The organism is Shewanella sp. DNRA4, assembly GCF_012843185.1.
Taxonomy (GTDB): domain Bacteria; phylum Pseudomonadota; class Gammaproteobacteria; order Enterobacterales; family Shewanellaceae; genus Shewanella; species Shewanella xiamenensis.
Genome location: NZ_JABAIP010000002.1, coordinates 107,032 through 125,277, shown reverse-complemented (window position 1 = coordinate 125,277; position 18,246 = coordinate 107,032). Strand labels below are relative to the sequence as shown.

At 46.4% G+C, this 18,246-nt stretch carries 17 protein-coding genes; 9 read left to right on the top strand and 8 right to left on the bottom strand.

The window, feature by feature from the left end:
- Positions 1-176: 176 nt before the first annotated feature.
- Complete coding sequence (locus HG547_RS02505) at positions 177-725, bottom strand: cupin domain-containing protein (RefSeq protein WP_037415400.1); 549 nt, start codon at positions 723-725, stop codon at positions 177-179.
- A gap of 233 nt (positions 726-958) precedes the next feature.
- Here HG547_RS02505 and HG547_RS02500 point away from each other — a divergent pair, with 233 nt between their 5' ends.
- Positions 959-2,266, top strand: a complete 1,308-nt coding sequence (locus HG547_RS02500; RefSeq protein WP_169546921.1) for an FAD-binding oxidoreductase — start codon at positions 959-961, stop codon at positions 2,264-2,266.
- A gap of 42 nt (positions 2,267-2,308) precedes the next feature.
- Here the strand turns inward: HG547_RS02500 and HG547_RS02495 are convergent, their stop codons facing one another.
- Positions 2,309-2,821 (bottom strand): DUF2937 family protein, encoded by a 513-nt coding sequence (locus HG547_RS02495; RefSeq protein ID WP_069454462.1) that lies wholly within the window; start codon positions 2,819-2,821, stop codon positions 2,309-2,311.
- Between the two features lie 92 nt (positions 2,822-2,913).
- Positions 2,914-3,771: a sulfurtransferase gene (locus tag HG547_RS02490; RefSeq protein ID WP_169546919.1), complete on the bottom strand. Its 858-nt coding sequence runs from the start codon at positions 3,769-3,771 to the stop codon at positions 2,914-2,916.
- 529 nt (positions 3,772-4,300) lie between these two features.
- On the opposite strand from HG547_RS02490, the gene HG547_RS02485 reads away from it, so the two are divergent.
- A complete protein-coding gene (locus HG547_RS02485; protein ID WP_169546917.1) occupies positions 4,301-5,122 on the top strand; it encodes a transporter substrate-binding domain-containing protein in 822 nt (273 codons plus the stop codon).
- A 21-nt stretch (positions 5,123-5,143) separates the two neighbouring features.
- Here the strand turns inward: HG547_RS02485 and HG547_RS02480 are convergent, their stop codons facing one another.
- Positions 5,144-6,049 carry a LysR family transcriptional regulator gene (locus tag HG547_RS02480; protein WP_169547037.1) on the bottom strand — a complete coding sequence of 302 codons (906 nt, stop codon included), beginning with the start codon at positions 6,047-6,049 and terminating at the stop codon, positions 5,144-5,146.
- A 135-nt stretch (positions 6,050-6,184) separates the two neighbouring features.
- Here HG547_RS02480 and HG547_RS02475 point away from each other — a divergent pair, with 135 nt between their 5' ends.
- Both HG547_RS02475 and HG547_RS02470 read left to right on the top strand, forming a co-directional pair.
- Positions 6,185-7,441, top strand: a complete 1,257-nt coding sequence (locus HG547_RS02475; protein ID WP_037415384.1) for an adenylosuccinate synthase — start codon at positions 6,185-6,187, stop codon at positions 7,439-7,441.
- Positions 7,442-7,614: 173 nt separating this feature from the next.
- On the top strand, positions 7,615-8,028 hold the full coding sequence (locus HG547_RS02470; RefSeq protein ID WP_169546914.1) for a thioesterase family protein: 414 nt from the start codon (positions 7,615-7,617) through the stop codon (positions 8,026-8,028).
- Here HG547_RS02470 and HG547_RS02465 read toward each other — a convergent pair.
- Both HG547_RS02465 and HG547_RS02460 read right to left on the bottom strand, forming a co-directional pair.
- The gene (locus HG547_RS02465) at positions 8,017-9,546 is read right to left on the bottom strand and encodes a bifunctional diguanylate cyclase/phosphodiesterase (protein ID WP_169546912.1); all 1,530 of its coding nucleotides are present in this window, start codon (positions 9,544-9,546) and stop codon (positions 8,017-8,019) included. The genes HG547_RS02470 and HG547_RS02465 overlap by 12 nt on opposite strands.
- Before the next feature lie 85 nt (positions 9,547-9,631).
- Entirely contained in the window at positions 9,632-10,471 is an 840-nt protein-coding gene (locus HG547_RS02460) for an HDOD domain-containing protein (protein WP_169546910.1), read from the bottom strand.
- A 365-nt stretch (positions 10,472-10,836) separates the two neighbouring features.
- Here HG547_RS02460 and yegQ point away from each other — a divergent pair, with 365 nt between their 5' ends.
- Positions 10,837-12,210: a tRNA 5-hydroxyuridine modification protein YegQ gene (gene yegQ / locus HG547_RS02455; protein WP_037415375.1), complete on the top strand. Its 1,374-nt coding sequence runs from the start codon at positions 10,837-10,839 to the stop codon at positions 12,208-12,210.
- A 3-nt stretch (positions 12,211-12,213) separates the two neighbouring features.
- Positions 12,214-12,465, top strand: coding sequence for a YfhL family 4Fe-4S dicluster ferredoxin (locus HG547_RS02450; RefSeq protein WP_011621854.1), 252 nt, complete (start codon positions 12,214-12,216; stop codon positions 12,463-12,465).
- Positions 12,466-12,550: 85 nt separating this feature from the next.
- Here the strand turns inward: HG547_RS02450 and HG547_RS02445 are convergent, their stop codons facing one another.
- A complete protein-coding gene (locus tag HG547_RS02445) occupies positions 12,551-13,087 on the bottom strand; it encodes an SCP2 sterol-binding domain-containing protein (protein WP_037415374.1) in 537 nt (178 codons plus the stop codon).
- Between the two features lie 138 nt (positions 13,088-13,225).
- On the opposite strand from HG547_RS02445, the gene HG547_RS02440 reads away from it, so the two are divergent.
- Together HG547_RS02440 and HG547_RS02435 are read left to right on the top strand one after the other, a co-directional pair.
- Positions 13,226-14,227 (top strand): peptidase U32 family protein, encoded by a 1,002-nt coding sequence (locus HG547_RS02440; RefSeq protein ID WP_169546908.1) that lies wholly within the window; start codon positions 13,226-13,228, stop codon positions 14,225-14,227.
- Positions 14,228-14,258: 31 nt separating this feature from the next.
- Positions 14,259-15,131 (top strand): U32 family peptidase, encoded by an 873-nt coding sequence (locus tag HG547_RS02435; RefSeq protein ID WP_169547036.1) that lies wholly within the window; start codon positions 14,259-14,261, stop codon positions 15,129-15,131.
- Positions 15,132-15,146: 15 nt separating this feature from the next.
- On the opposite strand, the gene HG547_RS02430 is transcribed toward HG547_RS02435, so the two are convergent.
- On the bottom strand, positions 15,147-15,866 hold the full coding sequence (locus HG547_RS02430) for a DUF998 domain-containing protein (RefSeq protein ID WP_037415369.1): 720 nt from the start codon (positions 15,864-15,866) through the stop codon (positions 15,147-15,149).
- Between the two features lie 702 nt (positions 15,867-16,568).
- On the opposite strand from HG547_RS02430, the gene HG547_RS02425 reads away from it, so the two are divergent.
- Entirely contained in the window at positions 16,569-17,927 is a 1,359-nt protein-coding gene (locus HG547_RS02425; protein ID WP_037415367.1) for a YjiH family protein, read from the top strand.
- The last annotated feature ends 319 nt before the right edge of the window (positions 17,928-18,246 follow it).

The following is an 18,246-nucleotide window of genomic DNA, read 5'->3' as shown; positions in this document are numbered from 1 at the left end:
GTATTGTCAGGATGAAAATTAGCCAAAGATAAAGACTGAAAACCTAAGTTCATTTGAAAAATATTATTTACACTTTGAATGATATATTACAATCCAAAGCCGGACTAATATGGTGAGTAACTGGTGGGTTCTCAAAGAGAACGCTACCCTAGGCAATCTAGGACAGCGTTACGCAATTAGAAATTAGCAGGGGTTGTAGCACTGATCAGCCGACAAGGCTCATCGAAGGGATTGCGAAATCGATGGGGTAGCTCACTATTAAAGTAATAGCTATCACCCGCTTCTAAGATATATACCTCGTCGCCAACGGTAAGCTCGAACTTACCTTCAATCACCATGGCAGCTTCTTCACCTTCGTGTTTCAGCATTTCCTCGCCCGTATCCGAACCCGGTGGATAGGTTTCACTCATCACCGACATGGCACGATTGGGAAAATCACGACCAATCAATTTGAATTCTAATGGCCCAGTACCTATGTTGAGGAGTTCATCGGAGCGATATACCACTTTTTGCTCACACTCAATTGAAGCTTCAATTGAGAAAAAATCGACTAAAGACATAGGGATACCCGACAATACTTTTTTCAAAGAACTGACGGATGGGCTAACACTGTTTTTTTCGATCATTGAAATCGTACTGTTAGTCACACCAGCACGCTTAGCCAACTCGCGTTGGGATAAGCCTTTCATTTTTCGAACAGTTCTGAGACTGGCTCCAATATCCAAATTTCACATCTCCCCAAAGGATCGGTCGCCCCGATAGATGAAGAACGGTTGTTCAGGATAAACACCATCCCAAACACATTTTAGCCCTAAAAGCGTGAGTTTAATCGCTTCCGTTGTATTCTAGCTAAAAAGTGTGTTAAATAAAACGAACACTTTAAAGCAGTATCACAAAAGTGTGATGAGTATACTGAGACAAGCCCAATTTACAATAAAAACAATTTTTTGGAGCCCTAATGGCCACTAAACCTCCAGTGCACAGTGAACAATACCCTCACTCTTATTATCTTGATACTGCTAAAGAAATTTACGCTCACCCTCAACTTGAAGGCAACATAACGGCAGATGTTTGTATTGTGGGCGGCGGTTTTAGCGGCATTAACACAGCGATTGAACTAAGACAGCGAGGCTTAAGTGTGGTGTTGCTTGAGGCCAAACGAATTGGCTGGGGCGCTTCAGGACGCAATGGCGGCGAGCTGATCCGCGGTATTGGCCATGACCCAGCGCAATTTATAAACGAAATTGGACAAGAAGGTGTCAGTGCGATCCAGCAAATGGGCTTTGAAGCCGTGGAGATCGTCAGAAATCGGATACAGACCCATGATATCGATTGTGACTTACAAATGGGCTATTGCGATCTTGCGGTGAAGCCTCGACATATGATTGAGCTTCAAGACGAATTCGACAGTCTTAAAAGCCTAGGATATCAGCATGAAATAAAGCTGCTGACCCAATCCCAACTCAGTGAAGTTATCGGCTCAGAATTTTACCAAGGTGCCCTAGTGGATATGGGAAGTGGCCATTTACATCCACTTAACTTGGCCTTGGGCGAGGCTCGTGTTGCCCGTAAATTAGGTGCGCAATTATTTGAATACAGCGCCGCAGAAAAGATTATTTCAGGCAATAAACCGCGAGTATTAACGGCAAAAGGCGAAGTGACTTGCCAATATCTCGTACTCGCTGGCAACGCCTATATTGGCCATAAATTAAATAGCTACATCGGCGGTAAGGTGCTTCCTGCGGGGAGTTATCTACTTGCAACCGAACCACTGACAGAAGCGCAATGCCAAAGCATTATCCCGCAAAACATGGCATTTGCAGATATGCGAATTGCACTAGATTACTTCCACTTATCAGCGGATAGACGCTTACTGTTTGGTGGACTTTGTACTTATTCAGGCAAAGACCCAAAGGATATAGAGGCAGCGCTTAGGCCCAATCTTGAAAAGGTATTCCCACAATTAAAAGGCGTACGCATCGATTACGAATGGGGCGGCATGATAGGCATTGGCGCCAACCGTATGCCGCAAATTGGTCGCCTACCCGATGCGAGTAATATTTTTTACGCCCAAGCCTATGCAGGTCATGGCGTAAATGCCACCCACATGGCAGCAAAACTCCTAGCCGAAGCCATTTGTCAGCAAGCAGGATATTTTGATGTATTCGCCAAGATTAAGCATATGACCTTCCCTGGCGGCCCCACATTCCGCTCGCCTATGCTGGCTGCGGGTATGCTGTACCACAGGTTTAAGGACTTATTCTAAGGTTTGCCCTGTCGTTGGATAAACGCGCAAGTATCCAACGACCTATAGGGCGCGGGTTAACTTAATCCGCCTACGCCGTCTTGCCCACAGAATAAAAGGCAGTGAACCAAGATAATGCACGATTAACGCCACCAACACGCCAAAACCGATACCACTGGCGGTTAACGGGATGCCAGGCTTAAAGTTAACAATAGTCTGCTCTAAATATTCAAAACGAGCGGGATTGAACATATAGGCGGTTTTCTCGAAGAGATTCCCCTGCTCAAAAGTCTGCATTCCCTGTTGAAGTGTTTGCAGCAGAGCCAACGTCTGGCGCTTTTGCTCGGCATCCGCCCTGACGCTAGGCTCTTCATTTTGCAAATGGCGGGCGATCATGGTTTCAACATCGCTGAAGTGATACGCCTTAGCCGTGGCCTTATAGCCCTCAACTTGCCATTGAGTCGAAGTATAGAGCCCCGCCAAAAATTGCTGATAATGATCGGCTAATTGGGGGAGTTGCAGCGCCATCACTAAGATAAAGCCAAAGATCAATTTATCGAACAATCTGGTTATCATGACAAACTCCTTGATAAGTCAAAGGACATATCACCGTCAATTGATTGCGGCAAGGTTAGCATTCCGAAGGACTGCACTCCACCTAATATCGTTTAACGCTCGATGGGTAAATCGTTGCGACTGCCCCAGTCCGCCCAAGAACCATCGTAAAGTACAGCATCAGTATGCCCCGCAGCGACCGAGGCTAAGATTAAAATACAGGCGGTAATACCCGAGCCACAGCTAAAAATCCTTAACGGTTTATCGCTAACAAGCCCTTGAAACAGCTTAACCAATTCGGCCACATCTTTGATTTTGAAGCCATTGAGCACGTCACCAAAGGGGAGATTGACCGAATGGGGAATATGCCCACTGCGCACTCCAGGTCGCGGCTCACTCACTTGGCCTAAAAAGCGCGCCGATCCCCGTGCATCAATAATCGCACTATCGCTATCATCAAGCTTGGCTAACACAGCCTCAGCATCCATCACCTTTGCAGGCTGATATTCCAGTACAGCAGTCAGTTCCTCACTATCGCTTGCGCCATAATCTATCCCTTCTTCCTGGTAGCGAGATGAGGTGACTCTGTCTTCAGCCATCCATTGAGGTAAGCCACCATCGAGCACATACACACGGTGAAATCCCATTACTTTGAAAATCCACCAAGCGCGCGGAGATGAATAAATACCTTGATTATCATAGATAACAACCACGCTGTTCGGGCTAATACCAAGCTTGGCAATTCCTTCTACAAACTGTTCAAATTTGGGTAAGGCATGGGTTTGAGAAGACGTTTTATCGCAAAAATCCTCTTCCACATCAAAGCGCCTCGAGCGAGGAATACATACAGGCTCTGAATAGACAATCGGCTCTTTGCCCAAAACCACGGCCATACTGGCGTCGAGTAACACTAAATCAGGCGAGGTAAGATGCGCTTCGAGCCATTGAGTACTGACGAGAGGATATTCCATTGGTTGTCCTTATTGTTGTTTTATTGATTCAAATTCAACACCCCATCGCGATTATCTTGCATTAATGGCGTATTGAAGTTTCGGGGTATTTTGACAGCAATTTAACCTGAAAACGCCCCCTAAATACTTTCAAAAGATTTAGGCTTAGTGGTGATTCACCTCCACTAAACCAGCTATTTTCTACAGGTGCAACAAGCATTTTTCGATAACCTTGATACTTAACGGCCTATCATCGCTGAATCAAAACTAAGCCAATACGTTGAATAACAATATAAAAAACACGCTCAACTTTAGTTACTGCAAAGGGTAAACCGAGGTAGCGCCAGATAAACCATCATATCTTTAACCCTAGCTCACCAGCTAGCCATCTTCGCCTTTACTACCTCTAGTCTAATAGGTACCATTTACTCGTTATTAGTAGGTAAAGTGAGGCTCACAATTCTACATGCACAGCTCAAAATAATTGGCCTCATAATAAAGACTTATGCTATAAGTTACCCCATTAGGAATAGGCTAATACGGACATAAAATGCGTGTTTGCGGTGAGGCTAAGGCTAAAATTGAGCAGCGACGTTTTTCGACACTGTTTTTTTTACTGAGTACCTCACTATTATTGTTATTCTTAGTCAGCCATCAAGCTAAAGCTCAAGAAAGTCAAAATGTTATACAAAACTCCTCATCTCAGACTGTTACCTTAGCAGCCGAAGACAGTTGGCCCCCATTTGCAAACCAGTTTGGCCAAGGCATTTCTCATCGACTGATCGAAGCCGCATTTAAACAAGCTCACATTGAGGTCAATAGTCTTGTTGTGCCCTACAGCCGAGCCTTGATGATGGCCGAAAAAGGGGCTGTCGATGGAGTATTTAATGTCACCAGAGAAGCCAGCACAGAGCAACGTTTCGTCTTTGGGGATATGCCATTATTTGTCGCAAAAGCCTCATTCTATCAACGAAAGCAACGTTCTTTACTTGCTGAAAACAAATGGCAAATACCAAAAGGCAGCAATGTTGGAGTAATAAAAAGCTATGAATATGGGGACGAATTTCCTGAATTAGTCAAACAACGTCAATTGAACATCGTCACGGTCGCCACCCAACAGCAACTTATCAATTTGCTGCTGATTGGCCGAATCGATGCGGCTGTTATGTTTGATCTTGTCGCACAAGAAAACCTGCAAAAAATGGGTGTAAGCGATGAAGTCATCGCCGCCTTTGACAACCACAGCAGTCAGATTTATTTAGCGTTCTCGAAGGAAAACCCTAAAGCTGCGTTATTGGCTAAAGCCCTCGATCAAGGCTTATCCATGCTGAAAGAAAATGGCCAATATCAGCAATTGTTGAGTGCTAATTAATTACCTAATCCAGCCTTGAAGTTAGCTCCCCACACTCTGTCCTTGAATGCGGATAATCTCTTGATTGACCCACTGCAATAACTGTTTAATGGCTTTAGATAAAATCTGATTTTGGCGCACAATATAGCCTAGGCTTGTACTTGGAAAATCCGGCAGTGGTGTCACCTTACTCTTTAAGTTTGTCTTAGTGTAAATGGAAAACTCAGGCACAATAGCCACCCCAAAGCCAGCCTCAGCCCAATCGATTTGGGCATCAACACTGCCGACTTCCATAATCCGATAGCGAGGCAAATTTAAGCTAGGTAAGGCGGGATCGAGCAGCTCGCGAGTACGGGTATCGTGCCCAAGTAAAATCAAGGTAGGTTGCTCCGCTAATGGCATATCATCACGCCCTTGACTCTGCTGCCATAGCGCTAAATTATTCCCAAGTGCGCACCATTTGATTTGCTGCAACTCAGTAAAATGTAGCGGCTGACTTTCTTTCTGGGCGATGACAAAACCTAAATCCGCCTCGGCATTGGTGACAAGTTCCGAGGCTTGAAACGAAGTCGTATTAAGCAGGGAAAAATCAATCCCGGGGAATTCCGCTTTAAACAATTGAAAAGGCTGAATTAACAACAAGCGAGAAATGATGTCGCTAGCCGCTATGGTTAAGGTACCTTGGCTAAGATCGTTGATGGCATTGAGATCCGCCTGACACACTTGCAACTCCATCAAGGTCTTCTGACTGCTCTCGAGCAAACGGAACCCCGCCTGAGTTAACCTAAACGGATTACGTTCAATCAACTTCACCCGAGTGTTTTGCTCAAGTTGTTTGATATGCAGGCTGACATTGGGCTGTGTCATATGCAGCGCCGCAGCTGCCTTACCAAAGTGTTTACACTCAGCCAATATCACAAAGGTTTTTAGCCAATGAAGTTCGAGCATTGCTTTTATCTCCATCCATCATTCCCAATGGCGTCATGATATATGACTTTCTTATCGATGCGATAACTATAATTAATTTCTCTTATTCGATAACGGGGTCTAGCATAACCGCTTAATTCCTGTGGAGATGATGTTATGCCGTCTATCGTAGTTGTGGGTGCAAATTGGGGTGATGAAGGCAAAGGCCGCATCGTAGATTATTTAGCCGCGGATGCTGCTGCGAGTGTTCGCTTTCAAGGCGGTAACAACGCAGGCCATACAGTCGTAAACGACTATGGCACCTTTAAATTACACCAATTACCTAGCGGTATTTTCAATCCAAACTGCGTTGCAGTACTTGGCCCAGGCATGGTGATCAGCCCTGAAAAACTCAGTGTTGAGATCGCCGAAGTCGAAGCGGCTGGCATTGAAGTTAAGTTATGCATTTCTGACCGCGCAACCCTGTGCTTACCGATCCACGCACTGGAAGATACCTTAGAAGAACAACGTCTAGGCGATCTGGCCTACGGTTCAACCCGTCAAGGTATCGCTCCCGCCTATGGCGATCGCGTGATGAAAAAAGGCATTCTGGTTGGTTGGTTAAAGCAACCAGAAGTGCTGCAAGAGCGCATTCAATTTATGCTTGATTGGAAGCTACCACAGTTAAAGGCGCTCTATCCAAGCTGTGACTTCTCCCAAACTGCCGCCGAAATGACTCAGTGGTTATTAGATGTCACCGCGCCATGGCGTCCCTTTATCTGTAACGTGACAGAGCCATTAAAAGCGCTGCAAAAACAAGATGCTAACTTACTGTTTGAAGCGCAATTAGGCGCAGGTCGTGACTTAATTTACGGTGAATATCCGTACACAACCTCTTCTAACGTAACAGCGGCTTTCGCAGGTTTAGGCAGTGGCTTACCCGCACTGCGCCCAGAGCGTATCATTGCCGTAGCCAAAGCCTTTAGCTCATCTGTCGGTACGGGTACTTTAGTTACCGCGATGGAAGAGCAGGATGACTTCCGTAAAAACGCCAACGAGTTTGGTGCGACTACGGGTCGTCCACGTGATATGGGTTACTTCGATGCCGTTGCGACTCGTAATGGTGTTGAGCTGCAAGCAGCAACTGAAATCGCCCTGACCAAGATTGACTGCCTGACAGGTATGAAAGATCTCAAGATTTGTGTTGCCTACGACGGTGAGCACACTGAGAACCCAATTTGGCCACAAACAGCAGCATTAAGCCCTGTGTATGAGCAAATGGAAAGCTGGAGTGAAGACATCACCACTTGCCGTACCTTCGAAAGTCTGCCAAAGGCTGCACAACATTATGTTGAACGCATCGAAGCCCTCATGGGCGTGCGCGTCAGCATGGTGTCAGTTGGACCTGAGCGCGATCAAATGATCATTCGCTAACGCATCGATTACCCTACAAAAAAGCCATATTCGTTTCGGCGAATATGGCTTTTTACTTTTGCTTTTTATACTCATCCCCCATTCCAATGGGACTGAGCGACTCTCTTGGGTTTTGTTTCACAAAATAAACCGCTAGACTGCGCTCAAATGAATAATCCTATATCGATGATTTTATGCCGCAATTTAGCCCGACTTATTCTTTTCCTGTGCAAATTTACTACGAAGATACCGACTTTTCTGGTGTGGTGTATCACCCGAACTTTTTGAAATACTTCGAGCGCGCCCGTGAGCATGTGATTGGCGCCGAGCGTTTACGCGAGCTCTGGCAACAGCAACAATTGGGTTTCGCCGTGTATCGCAGTGATATGTTGTGCCACGAAGGCGTGGAATTTGCCGACATCATCGATATCCGCACTAAGTTCTACTTTGAGAGCAAATACCGCACTGTATGGCAGCAGGAAATTTGGCGACCCAACGGCAAAAAACCTGCGGTCACGGCCACCATTGAAATGGTCTGTATGAATCAGACGCGGCAACTCGCGCCGATGCCAGCCGAGTTAATCACTCAATTAAGCTTAGGAATGTGACCCCATATTGACACAAAGCATTTTGGGTGCAGGACGGAGTCGATGCCAGTGCATCTCAAGCTCTACTGCCCGCATTGGCTTGGCGTAGCATATGCCTTGAATCCGATCGACGCCCATCTTGACTAAGAAATTAAGCACCTCTTGGGTTTCGACGCCTTCGACCGTTACCTCATAACCGAGTTTTTTAGCAATATTAATGCTGGCCTCAAGGATATATTCAGAGGGTTCGTTCGGTTTCAGATCCTCAAGAAATGCTTTATCAATCTTCACTTCGTTTGCTGGTAAGTGTTTTAAATAAGCGAGGGAAGAATGACCAGTACCAAAATCATCGATGGCGAGTTTTACCCCAAGGCTGCGGATTTGCGCTAAGGTATCAACGGCTTTATTTAAATCTGCCATCAAAGTACTCTCAGTAATTTCAATCATTAAGCATTCTGGCGGTAACTGGTAATGCTTTAAGCGCGCATCGATTTCATTGGGTAAGGTTTCACTATCGAGATCGCGAGTCGATAAATTCAACGCAACACAAACAGAAATCCCCGCTAATCGCCATTTTACCTGCTGCTGGAGCACTTGTTCTAAGGCCCAATGGCTAACGAGATCGATCATACCCGCGCATTCGGCAAGAGGGATAAATTCCCCTGGAGAAACCAATCCTAGCTCTTCATGTTCCCAGCGGATTAATGCCTCGACCTGAGTGCATCCCCCTGAGGTAACATCCTGCTTAGGTTGGTAAACCATGTATAAATGATTGCGTTGTAAACCATTAGGCAAGCTATCAATAATCTTTAATTCTCGCAGCTGGCGAATATCATCATTCTCACTGTAACAGGCAATTTCGATTCGAGTTGAACGGGCTTTTTTGAGTGCCAAATCGAGTCTTCTGAGCATATTACTCACGTCTGCATGGTGCTGCGCTAATTGCAAACAGCCAATTTGTAGGCGCACACTGACTGGCGTATCCTTAATTTTAAAGGGTACCTGCAAGCGCCCACGTAAATGCAGCAACGACTCCTGCGACAAACTCTGCTCGTAATAGAGAAAAAACTCATCACCATTTAAGCGGGCAATCAGTTTCGGTTTTAGGCTTAAGCCAGTTAACCGCTCGGCAAACTGTTTTAGCAAAATATCGCCAAACACAAACCCAAAAAGATCGTTCACATAGCGAAAACGATAAATATCAATAAGGACTAAAGTACCTTGTGTGATAGGCATTAACGAAGCCAGTGCGCGTTTAAGCCCAACACGATTATTTAACCCTGTCAGCTTATCTTTGCCCATCCCCGCGGGTAACGCGGCTAACATCTCATTTAAGGAATGATACAGGGACGCATACTCTTGCGGCACGTCTGTAATGTTAAGTGGGCTTCGGTCCGTCTTTTGCTTTTCAAGTTGAGGGCATAACTGTGCTAAGAATTGCTGCTGTTGGCGCAATGCTTGGGATCTTGTGCGTAAAAGAAACAGCACGGCGATCAAAACGATAACCAACGCTAAACTGATAAACTCCAGAATAACCATATCTAGGCCTCAATCTTACAGCGTAAGCTAATGACCAATATTTCCTCACCATAGGACAAGATTAATTTCCTTCTAAGCCCTAGGATTACTGGTAACTTTCTTTGATTGAATGGAATTTATCCATAAATTCATCACTTGCTAAGTCATTCGCCGAGACGGGTAATCCACGGCTAACAAACACATCCATCCGCTGCTCAAAATCAGCTCCTGCGCGTAACTCGCCAGTGTAGAATGCCGCGGCACGGATAAAATCTAAGTAGGTAACATGGTCGGGTAAATAGGGCAAATCAGCCCATCGCTCAACTACTTCCATCACCTCAGGGGCAAAATCCCAACTTTTTAACACGGCACGACCTAAAGGGCCTTGCATTTTACGTACTAAAGAACGCAATTGCTCAATACTGGTAAATAACTCAGGATGGGCCTCCGCCTCGGTGAGCACAGGCAAAGCACCGATATTATGGACTAAACCTGCAAGGGTTAAAGTGTCTAAATTTAACTGGCTAGTACGACGCTTATTGTACATCTGCAATATGGCACAAGCCGCGGCCGTCACATCGATAGAAGTACGCCAAACCTCATCCATCACTTCCCACACCATTTCATTGGTGGAAATAAATAGCTGCTCCATCGCCACTGATGTCGCAATACTCTTAATTTGGATTAAGCCAATGCGGGAGACTGCGCTATTAATACTCTCGGCGGGAATCCCACGACTATACAAGGCACTGTTGGCCACTTTAATAATACGCGCCGAAATGGCCGCATCTTGACCAATCACCTCAGCCACTTGCTTAAGACTTGCATCTGAGCGGCTCACCACTTCTTGCACCCGCATGGCGACTTCAGGCAAGGTTGGCAATACTAAGGCATCATCTTTTAATTTTTTAAGTAATCCGACTAACAGTAGATGTTCAGTAGACATCTTCGCTCCCATCAATCTGCAAACATAAAGCGGTAATAGTTGGAGTATATCAGTTGACGATCATTTGATGGGCAGAAAAAAGCATCAGACGTTAATTATTTGTATTACGCTGTTATCAATTTAGTCTCACGACAAAACATTTTACGCTTTGATATCTCAGATTAACTTAAAAGTGAAAATCAATGGAAACACACAAATGGATTCATGGTCTCGCGCGATCGTCAGAGCAAGAATGGTAGGTATATTCGTAAAACGCGAACTATACCTAATCTTAGACGTAGCAATTTGCATAACCCTACTTTGATTGTGTAAAATGCCGCCCCCGCGCACTGCGCCTCCATCTACCAACCAATTCGAGAGTCATTATGTTTAAACCAGAGTTGTTATCTCCCGCTGGGACGCTGAAAAACATGCGTTACGCCTTTGCCTATGGTGCAGATGCCGTGTATGCCGGTCAGCCGAGATACAGCCTAAGGGTACGTAATAACGACTTTAAAATGGAAAACCTCGCAACGGGTATCGAAGAAGCCCATGCGTTAGGTAAAAAGCTTTATGTAGTGAGTAATATTGCCCCGCACAATGCCAAGCTCAAAACCTACATCAAGGATATGGAACCCGTGGTAGCGATGAAGCCCGATGCGCTGATCATGTCAGACCCAGGTTTAATCATGATGGTACGTGAGGCCTTCCCTGAGCAGGTGGTGCATTTATCGGTACAAGCCAACGCCATTAACTGGGCATCGGTCAAATTCTGGCAGACCCAAGGCATTAAACGAGTGATTTTATCCCGCGAATTATCCTTAGATGAAATCGAAGAAATCCGTCAACGTTGCCCCGATATCGAGTTAGAAGTGTTTGTCCACGGCGCCCTGTGTATGGCCTACTCTGGCCGTTGTTTGCTGTCGGGTTACATCAATAAGCGCGATCCAAACCAAGGCACTTGCACTAACGCCTGCCGTTGGAAATACGATGTGCATGAAGCCCAGCAAACTGACTCGGGGGATATCATTGCTCTGTCGCCACAAGCTAATGCGGTGCAAATCGAGACGCCGACCTTAGGCGCGGGTCCTGCGACCGACCAAATATTCCTGCTGCAAGAAGCCAATCGCCCCGGCGAATATATGCCAGCGTTTGAAGATGAGCATGGCACTTATATCATGAACTCTAAGGACTTACGCGCAATCCAACACGTTGAGCGTTTGGCGAAAATGGGCATCGACTCGCTGAAGATCGAAGGTCGTACTAAGTCTTTCTACTATGTGGCCCGTACCGCACAGCTATACCGTCAGGCCATCGACGATGCCGCCTCAGGCAAGAGCTTCGATCGCAGCCTGATGAACCAACTCGAAGGCTTAGCGCACCGCGGCTACACCGAAGGTTTCTTACGTCGCCATGTACATGATGAATACCAAAACTACGACTATGGCTACTCGGTCAGCGATACCCAACAATTTGTCGGTGAATTAACCGGTAAACGCAATCTGGCTGGCCTTGCCGAAATCGAAGTGAAGAACAAATTCTCTGTCGGTGATAGTGTTGAATTAATGACGCCGCAGGGCAATATCAGCCTCACTATCGAACAACTCGAAAACCGCAAAGCCGAAGCGGTTGAAGCGGGATTAGGTTCGGGCCATACCGTTTACTTGCCCGTGCCGAAAGAGGTTGATCTGAACCACGGCATTTTACTGCGTAACCTGCCTCAAGGTCAGGATACCCGTAACCCACACGAAGCAGGCTAAGGCATGGCATTACTGATCGACGACAGCTGCATCAATTGCGACATGTGTGAACCTGAATGCCCAAATCAGGCCATCACCATGGGGGAAGAAATCTATGAAATCGACCCAGACCGCTGCACCGAATGCGTAGGCCACTACGATAAGCCGACCTGCGTCTCCGTCTGTCCGATTGATTGTATTGACCCTGACCCTAACCGCGTCGAGTCCCACGACGAGCTGTTGGTCAAATTTGCCATTCTCACGCAAAAAATTTGAGTGAGCGTCAGCCGTTTAAACTTAACAAAAAGCCCCGCAATCTAAGCGGGGCTTTGTTTATCGGTTGATTACAACCACGTTCGCATCAGCTTAAGCTTGGGGATTTAGCTAAAATCACCGTCGGTTTTGCCTCAAGCTGCAAACGCACAATGGCATCGGCCAGCTTTTCAACGCTTAAGCGGATCGGCGCAGGTAAGCTGGCAAATTCGATACTGAGCAGCAGATTTTTCACCTCAAGCCCTAACTCGGTATCGCCCTCGATGCTGAGTTTACGTTGGAAAAACAACGTGTCTGGGTCTTCTTTCGCCGCCGCGACTAGCAATAATTCAGCTGACTTGGCACTAAAGGTCACTTGGGCATCGGTGAGTTCACGCACCTGCCAACGGCCATCGAAACTCACTTCAAAATGCAGATTTAGATCTTCAACTCGAATCGCAACCCACTTACCAGCCAAAAAATCTAACTCGCCATCTTCAGCCTGCGACGCCAGCAGCTGTGTTAGTAGTTGGCTTAGCACCTTAGCCTTGAGGCTAAAGGGCACTTTAGAGAGTGGCAAACGGATCAGTTTTGGGGTGAGTTCTAACAATTGTTTAGCAAGATTAGCTGAAAAAACAGCGGACATAAGCAGTTACCTAAGGATAAAAAACACTATATCTCCCAGTTTACCGAGATTTTATGATCTTAAACCTGTTTTAAATCAATTCACCGCCATTCAATCTTCCCTACACTCTGCCCCTGTTATTTTATCGGGAGCACCATTATGGAGTTGTTGTGTCCAGCAGGAAACCTGGCCTCGCTAAAGTCGGCGCTGCAGGCCGGAGCCGATGCTGTCTACCTTGGGTTAAAGGATGATACCAATGCACGTTCATTCGCGGGCTTAAACTTCACCCCTGCAAAATTACAGGAAGCCGCCGAGCTCACCCATCAGCGGGGCAAGAAAATCTTCCTCACCTTAAATACCTTTCCTAAGCCAAATGAAGAGCACCGCTGGTATCAAGCCATCGACTTAGCGGCCAGTATTGGCGTTGATGCCTTAATCGTTGCCGATCTGTCGCTGCTCGACTATGCCCACAGGCAATATCCGCATATTCCGCTGCATTTATCGGTCCAGGCCAGCGCCACCAACTTGGGCGCACTGAGTTTTTATAAAGAGGCTTTTAATATCGCGCGGGTGGTATTACCCAGAGTGCTGTCGATGAAACAAGTACGCGACCTCGCCAAGGTCAGCCCTGTCGATTTAGAGGTCTTTGCCTTTGGCAGTCTGTGCATTATGGCCGAAGGCCGCTGCCACTTATCCTCCTATGTTACTGGTCAATCACCAAACACTGGTGGCTCTTGCTCGCCAGCGAAACACGTGCGCTGGCAGGAACAGGGCCAAGACAGGCTGACTCGCCTCAACGAAGTCTTGATTGATAAATCAGGGCTCGATGAACAAATGGGCTACCCCGTCGTCTGTAAAGGCCGTTATCTCACCCAAGACGATGATAAACCGCAATATCTGCTCGAGTCTCCCACCAGCCTAAATACCCTTAGCTTGCTGCCTGAGCTTGCCAAGGCGGGCATAGTGTCACTCAAGATTGAGGGGCGTCAGCGCAGCCCTGCCTATGTAGAACAGGTGACCAAGGTTTGGCGCCAAGCGATTGATACCTATCTTCATCAGCCAGATAAATTCCAGACGCAGGCCCATTGGGAGCAAGCCCTCGCGAAAGTCTCCGAAGGCCAAATTACCACCTTAGGCGCCTACGAGCGTGACTGGCAATAGCCCTAGCGATAACCACGAAGAAGAAACGATTATGAAAATTTCCCTCGGCCCACTGCTCTATTGCTGGGAAAAACAACAGGTCATCGACTTTTACCAGCAGGTGGCCAATAGTCAGATCCCGTTAGTTTATTTGGGTGAAGCCGTCTGTAGCCGTCGACGCGAACTCAAATTTGGTGACTATCTCGAACTGGCCAAAATGCTGAAATCTGCGGGTAAAGAGGTGGTGCTGTCAACGCTCGCCCTTATCGAAGCGCCCTCGGAATACACAGAGCTTAAACGTCAAGTCGATAATGGCGAATTTAGCATCGAGGCCAACGACATGGCGGCCGTGTATCTCGCCAATGAGCACAAGCTGCCCTTTGTCTGCGGCGCCAGCATCAACAACTATAATCGCGCTAGTCTAGATATTTTGCAGCGCTTTGGTATGCAGCGCTTTGTGATGCCAGTAGAACTGTCAAAGGCTTGGCTGAGCCAAGTGGTCGCGCACAAGCCCGCATTCGAAGTCGAAGTGCTCGGCCATGGCTACTTGCCGCTCGCCCACTCGGCGCGCTGCTTTACTGCAAGGCATCAACATTTGTCGAAGGACAGCTGCGAAACCGTTTGCCGCCAATACAGCAAGGGTTTACTAGCGCAGACGCAAGAGGCGCAACCTTTACTGAGGTTAAATGGCATTCAAACCCAGTCGGCCAGCAGTGTCGATTTACGCAGTGAAATCAATGAAATGATAAAGGTTGGCGTAGATGTGTTTCGGGTTTCGCCCAGCAGCGTAGCCTGTATCACTAAAGCCGATGCGCTGGTCGAGGCGTTAACTAGCAAGGCAACGGACGCTCAGTTTCCTCTTAGCGATGAGCACTGTAATGGCTACTGGTTTGGCGAAGCAGGGCTAAAATCCTTAGTCAGATAAAAGACATAGCCTACTTCACTCAAGCGTTTGCTCCTGGGTCAATGTGGGGATACATGATGGTGGCGTTAATAGCAGCGCCACCGTCCAACTTAATAGACTCCCAAGCCCAATCCATTCCAGCAATGCAGGCCACCATAAATCGGGCCTTGGCAATTGCAGTACCATTTCTTGATAGAAAGGTCTGTCTCCTTCCGTTAAGCCCAATGCTAACAGCGGCACATAGAGAAAAGTCATCATACTGAGCAATACCAACAGCGCTAATAATATCGTCAAGCGCTGACGGTGCTGCGAGCCGAATCCCACCCATAGTAGATAACAAATTGCACTTAAGCTGCCAAAGTAGAAAAACCATTTAAGTGCGAGGATATGCAAGTGATACACATTGACCGGAAATAGCCCAACACAGGCCAAGGCTAAAAACGTCAGTGCTAAAGCGCAAAAGAAAGGATACCCCCAAAACCCGCTTACAGTCTGTAGGGAGGAAAGACAATAAAAAACAACGCTTAAACTGCCAAAAAATAAACCGCCATTGAGCACCACGGCAAAGCTAGAATGGCCATAGGTTCCCAATTCACTCAGTGTATGATTTAAAAAATTGAAGGAGCGTGTTTCAGAGTAATCAAATCCGAATACTGCCACACAGATCCCCAGCATCAATCCAAAAATACCAAGAAAACCAAACTTAGTGGCAAGTGCCGAGCCCCTTGTCGCCATATTCATTTTTATAACAGTCATGGATAATTTAGCCAAACCAAAGTAGTACTAACTTACATGGAATTACAAAGAATTAAAGCGGCCCCCATCCTCTTTAGCGTAATATTTTATTTCATCACTATTCGCGATTTTTTAGTCATCGCAAAAACACTCGGAATTTAGTCATTTTTCAATAAAATATATGCAAATTCAAAGTTAAAAATGAATAAATAATCACAACAAATTCAATTATCGCTGTATCGTCCCAAAAGGTTAACCCATCATTGCCACCAGTGTTAGTTCGCTCACATTAAGTTAGCAACAACTGAAGCCCCGATACGATTCATGGACAAAAAAGCATCTAAAAGTGTATTTAGTGAAGATCCATTGAGAAAATTTTGAACAAAATATCACAAAAAAACCAATAACCCCAAGAGCAAAACAACTCAATAAACAATTCGCAACATAACAATGTAATCACTTGATTCAATTAAAATAAATCGCATCAAAACGTAATTTCGCACCCAAATCATTCATTAGAAATCGCCCAAATAACTATGCTATTTTGCTGCTTATCTCAAACAAATTTCCGAATCGTTTTACATGGCGGCGCTAAGCGAGTAATCTTCCCCCTTCTCGATTTTGAGTTGAATGAAAATGCACCTCACCCCAGCAAAGAATGCGGTTTTGAGAGAGCATTTATTCAAGTTTATTTGTGCGACTCGTACTTTAAGGTGTACACCATTGGCTACTGAACATAAAAACCGCAACATTAAGACGATACTCACCTTTATCGTCCCTTCGCTGATCGGTCTGCTGCTGTTTATGACCCCTATCAGCTATAACGATGCGATAACTATTCCAATCGCAATCATCTCTAAAGCACTGCAAAGCGTGTTAAGCGATGTATTAACCTTAATCGTGACAGTGATTGTTGTCGCCATGGCCTTTGCCTCTGTGCTGACAAAGTTACTCAAACCTAAGTTTGTGCTGAACAATCACTTCCTCAATGGTTTACTCAACATCAGCCCGCTATGGCTTACCACCCGTGTCGTTGGCGCTGTCTTTATCGTGCTGACCTACTTTGGCATTGGCCCCGAAGCGATTAACTCTTCAAGTACCGGTGCCTTAGTGCTGAACGACCTGTTACCCGTACTCTTCTCGGTGTTTATCTTCGCCGGTATGTTGCTGCCACTGCTATTAAACTTCGGTCTATTAGAGCTATTTGGCACCCTGCTGACTAAAGTGATGCGCCCAGTGTTTAACCTGCCAGGTCGCAGCGCCATCGACTGTATGGCCTCTTGGTTAGGTGATGGTAGCGTTGGGATCCTGCTGACCAGCAAGCAATACGAAGCGCGTTTTTACACCCAAAGGGAAGCCGCGGTTATCGGTACCACCTTCTCGGCGGTGTCAATTACCTTCAGCTTAGTAGTGATCTCTCAGGTGAAGTTAGAGCATATGTTTGTGCCCTTCTACCTGACTGTGTGTTTAGCGGGTTTTGCGGCGGCCGTGATTGTACCTAAGTTACCGCCACTGTCGTGGAAGAAGGATAACTATATCGACGATACGCCACGTCAACCCGATGATGAGATGATCCCCGCAGGACACGGCGCACTCTCTTGGGGCTTTGATAAAGCGCTCGAGAAAGCGGCCAGTGCTGGTGGTATCAAAGCCGTCTTAAATGAAGGTATTAAAAACGTTATCGATATGATATTTGGCATTCTCCCTGTAGTAATGGCCATTGGTACCACGGCGCTGATCATCGCCGAGCATACGTCCATCTTCAATTACTTAGGTATGCCGTTTATTCCGTTACTGGAACTGCTGCATATCCCTGAAGCGACCGAAGCCTCTAAAACCATCGTTGTCGGCTTTGCCGATATGTTTATCCCGTCGATTTTAGCCAGCTCTATCGAATCGGATATGACCCGCTTTGTGATTGCTGCGTTATCTGTAACTCAGCTGATTTACATGAGCGAAGTGGGCGCACTGCTGATTGGCAGTAAGATCCCAGTGAATTTTGTTGAGCTATTTGTCGTGTTCGTACTGCGTACCTTAGTGACTCTGCCAGTGATTGCCGGGGTGGCTCACCTGCTGTTCTAAGCGCAACATCACCTTAAATATCAAGGGGAGTCAGATTAACTGACTCCCCTTTTTTGTATCACTTATAAATGCATTCATTAACGAACTCATACACAAACAGGCTGTTTTGATTACTTCGTTGGGTGTGGGTTAGTCGTACAAATTCCACTCATCATCACATAACTCAGTTGGGACAAAAGAACGTTCAATATAAAAGGGCGACCCATGGTATTTGCTCGACGACACGCAGCGAGTCCATCCGTGGATGCTCGACCGCCCCGTCCATGGGGCGGACGGTCGTCTCGCAAACCTCCATGGCTAACCTATTTAGCGTTGGCGT

Coding starts and splice junctions, on each gene's coding strand:
- HG547_RS02445 (WP_037415374.1), bottom strand. CDS start 13,087: ATGTCCGCTGTTTTTTCAGCTAATCTTGCTAAACAATTGTTAGAACTC.
- HG547_RS02430 (WP_037415369.1), bottom strand. CDS start 15,866: ATGACTGTTATAAAAATGAATATGGCGACAAGGGGCTCGGCACTTGCC.
- yegQ (WP_037415375.1), top strand. CDS start 10,837: ATGTTTAAACCAGAGTTGTTATCTCCCGCTGGGACGCTGAAAAACATG.
- HG547_RS02460 (WP_169546910.1), bottom strand. CDS start 10,471: ATGTCTACTGAACATCTACTGTTAGTCGGATTACTTAAAAAATTAAAA.
- HG547_RS02490 (WP_169546919.1), bottom strand. CDS start 3,771: ATGGAATATCCTCTCGTCAGTACTCAATGGCTCGAAGCGCATCTTACC.
- HG547_RS02495 (WP_069454462.1), bottom strand. CDS start 2,821: ATGATAACCAGATTGTTCGATAAATTGATCTTTGGCTTTATCTTAGTG.
- HG547_RS02450 (WP_011621854.1), top strand. CDS start 12,214: ATGGCATTACTGATCGACGACAGCTGCATCAATTGCGACATGTGTGAA.
- HG547_RS02465 (WP_169546912.1), bottom strand. CDS start 9,546: ATGGTTATTCTGGAGTTTATCAGTTTAGCGTTGGTTATCGTTTTGATC.
- HG547_RS02435 (WP_169547036.1), top strand. CDS start 14,259: ATGAAAATTTCCCTCGGCCCACTGCTCTATTGCTGGGAAAAACAACAG.
- HG547_RS02480 (WP_169547037.1), bottom strand. CDS start 6,049: ATGCTCGAACTTCATTGGCTAAAAACCTTTGTGATATTGGCTGAGTGT.
- HG547_RS02485 (WP_169546917.1), top strand. CDS start 4,301: ATGCGTGTTTGCGGTGAGGCTAAGGCTAAAATTGAGCAGCGACGTTTT.
- HG547_RS02470 (WP_169546914.1), top strand. CDS start 7,615: ATGCCGCAATTTAGCCCGACTTATTCTTTTCCTGTGCAAATTTACTAC.
- HG547_RS02500 (WP_169546921.1), top strand. CDS start 959: ATGGCCACTAAACCTCCAGTGCACAGTGAACAATACCCTCACTCTTAT.
- HG547_RS02440 (WP_169546908.1), top strand. CDS start 13,226: ATGGAGTTGTTGTGTCCAGCAGGAAACCTGGCCTCGCTAAAGTCGGCG.
- HG547_RS02475 (WP_037415384.1), top strand. CDS start 6,185: ATGCCGTCTATCGTAGTTGTGGGTGCAAATTGGGGTGATGAAGGCAAA.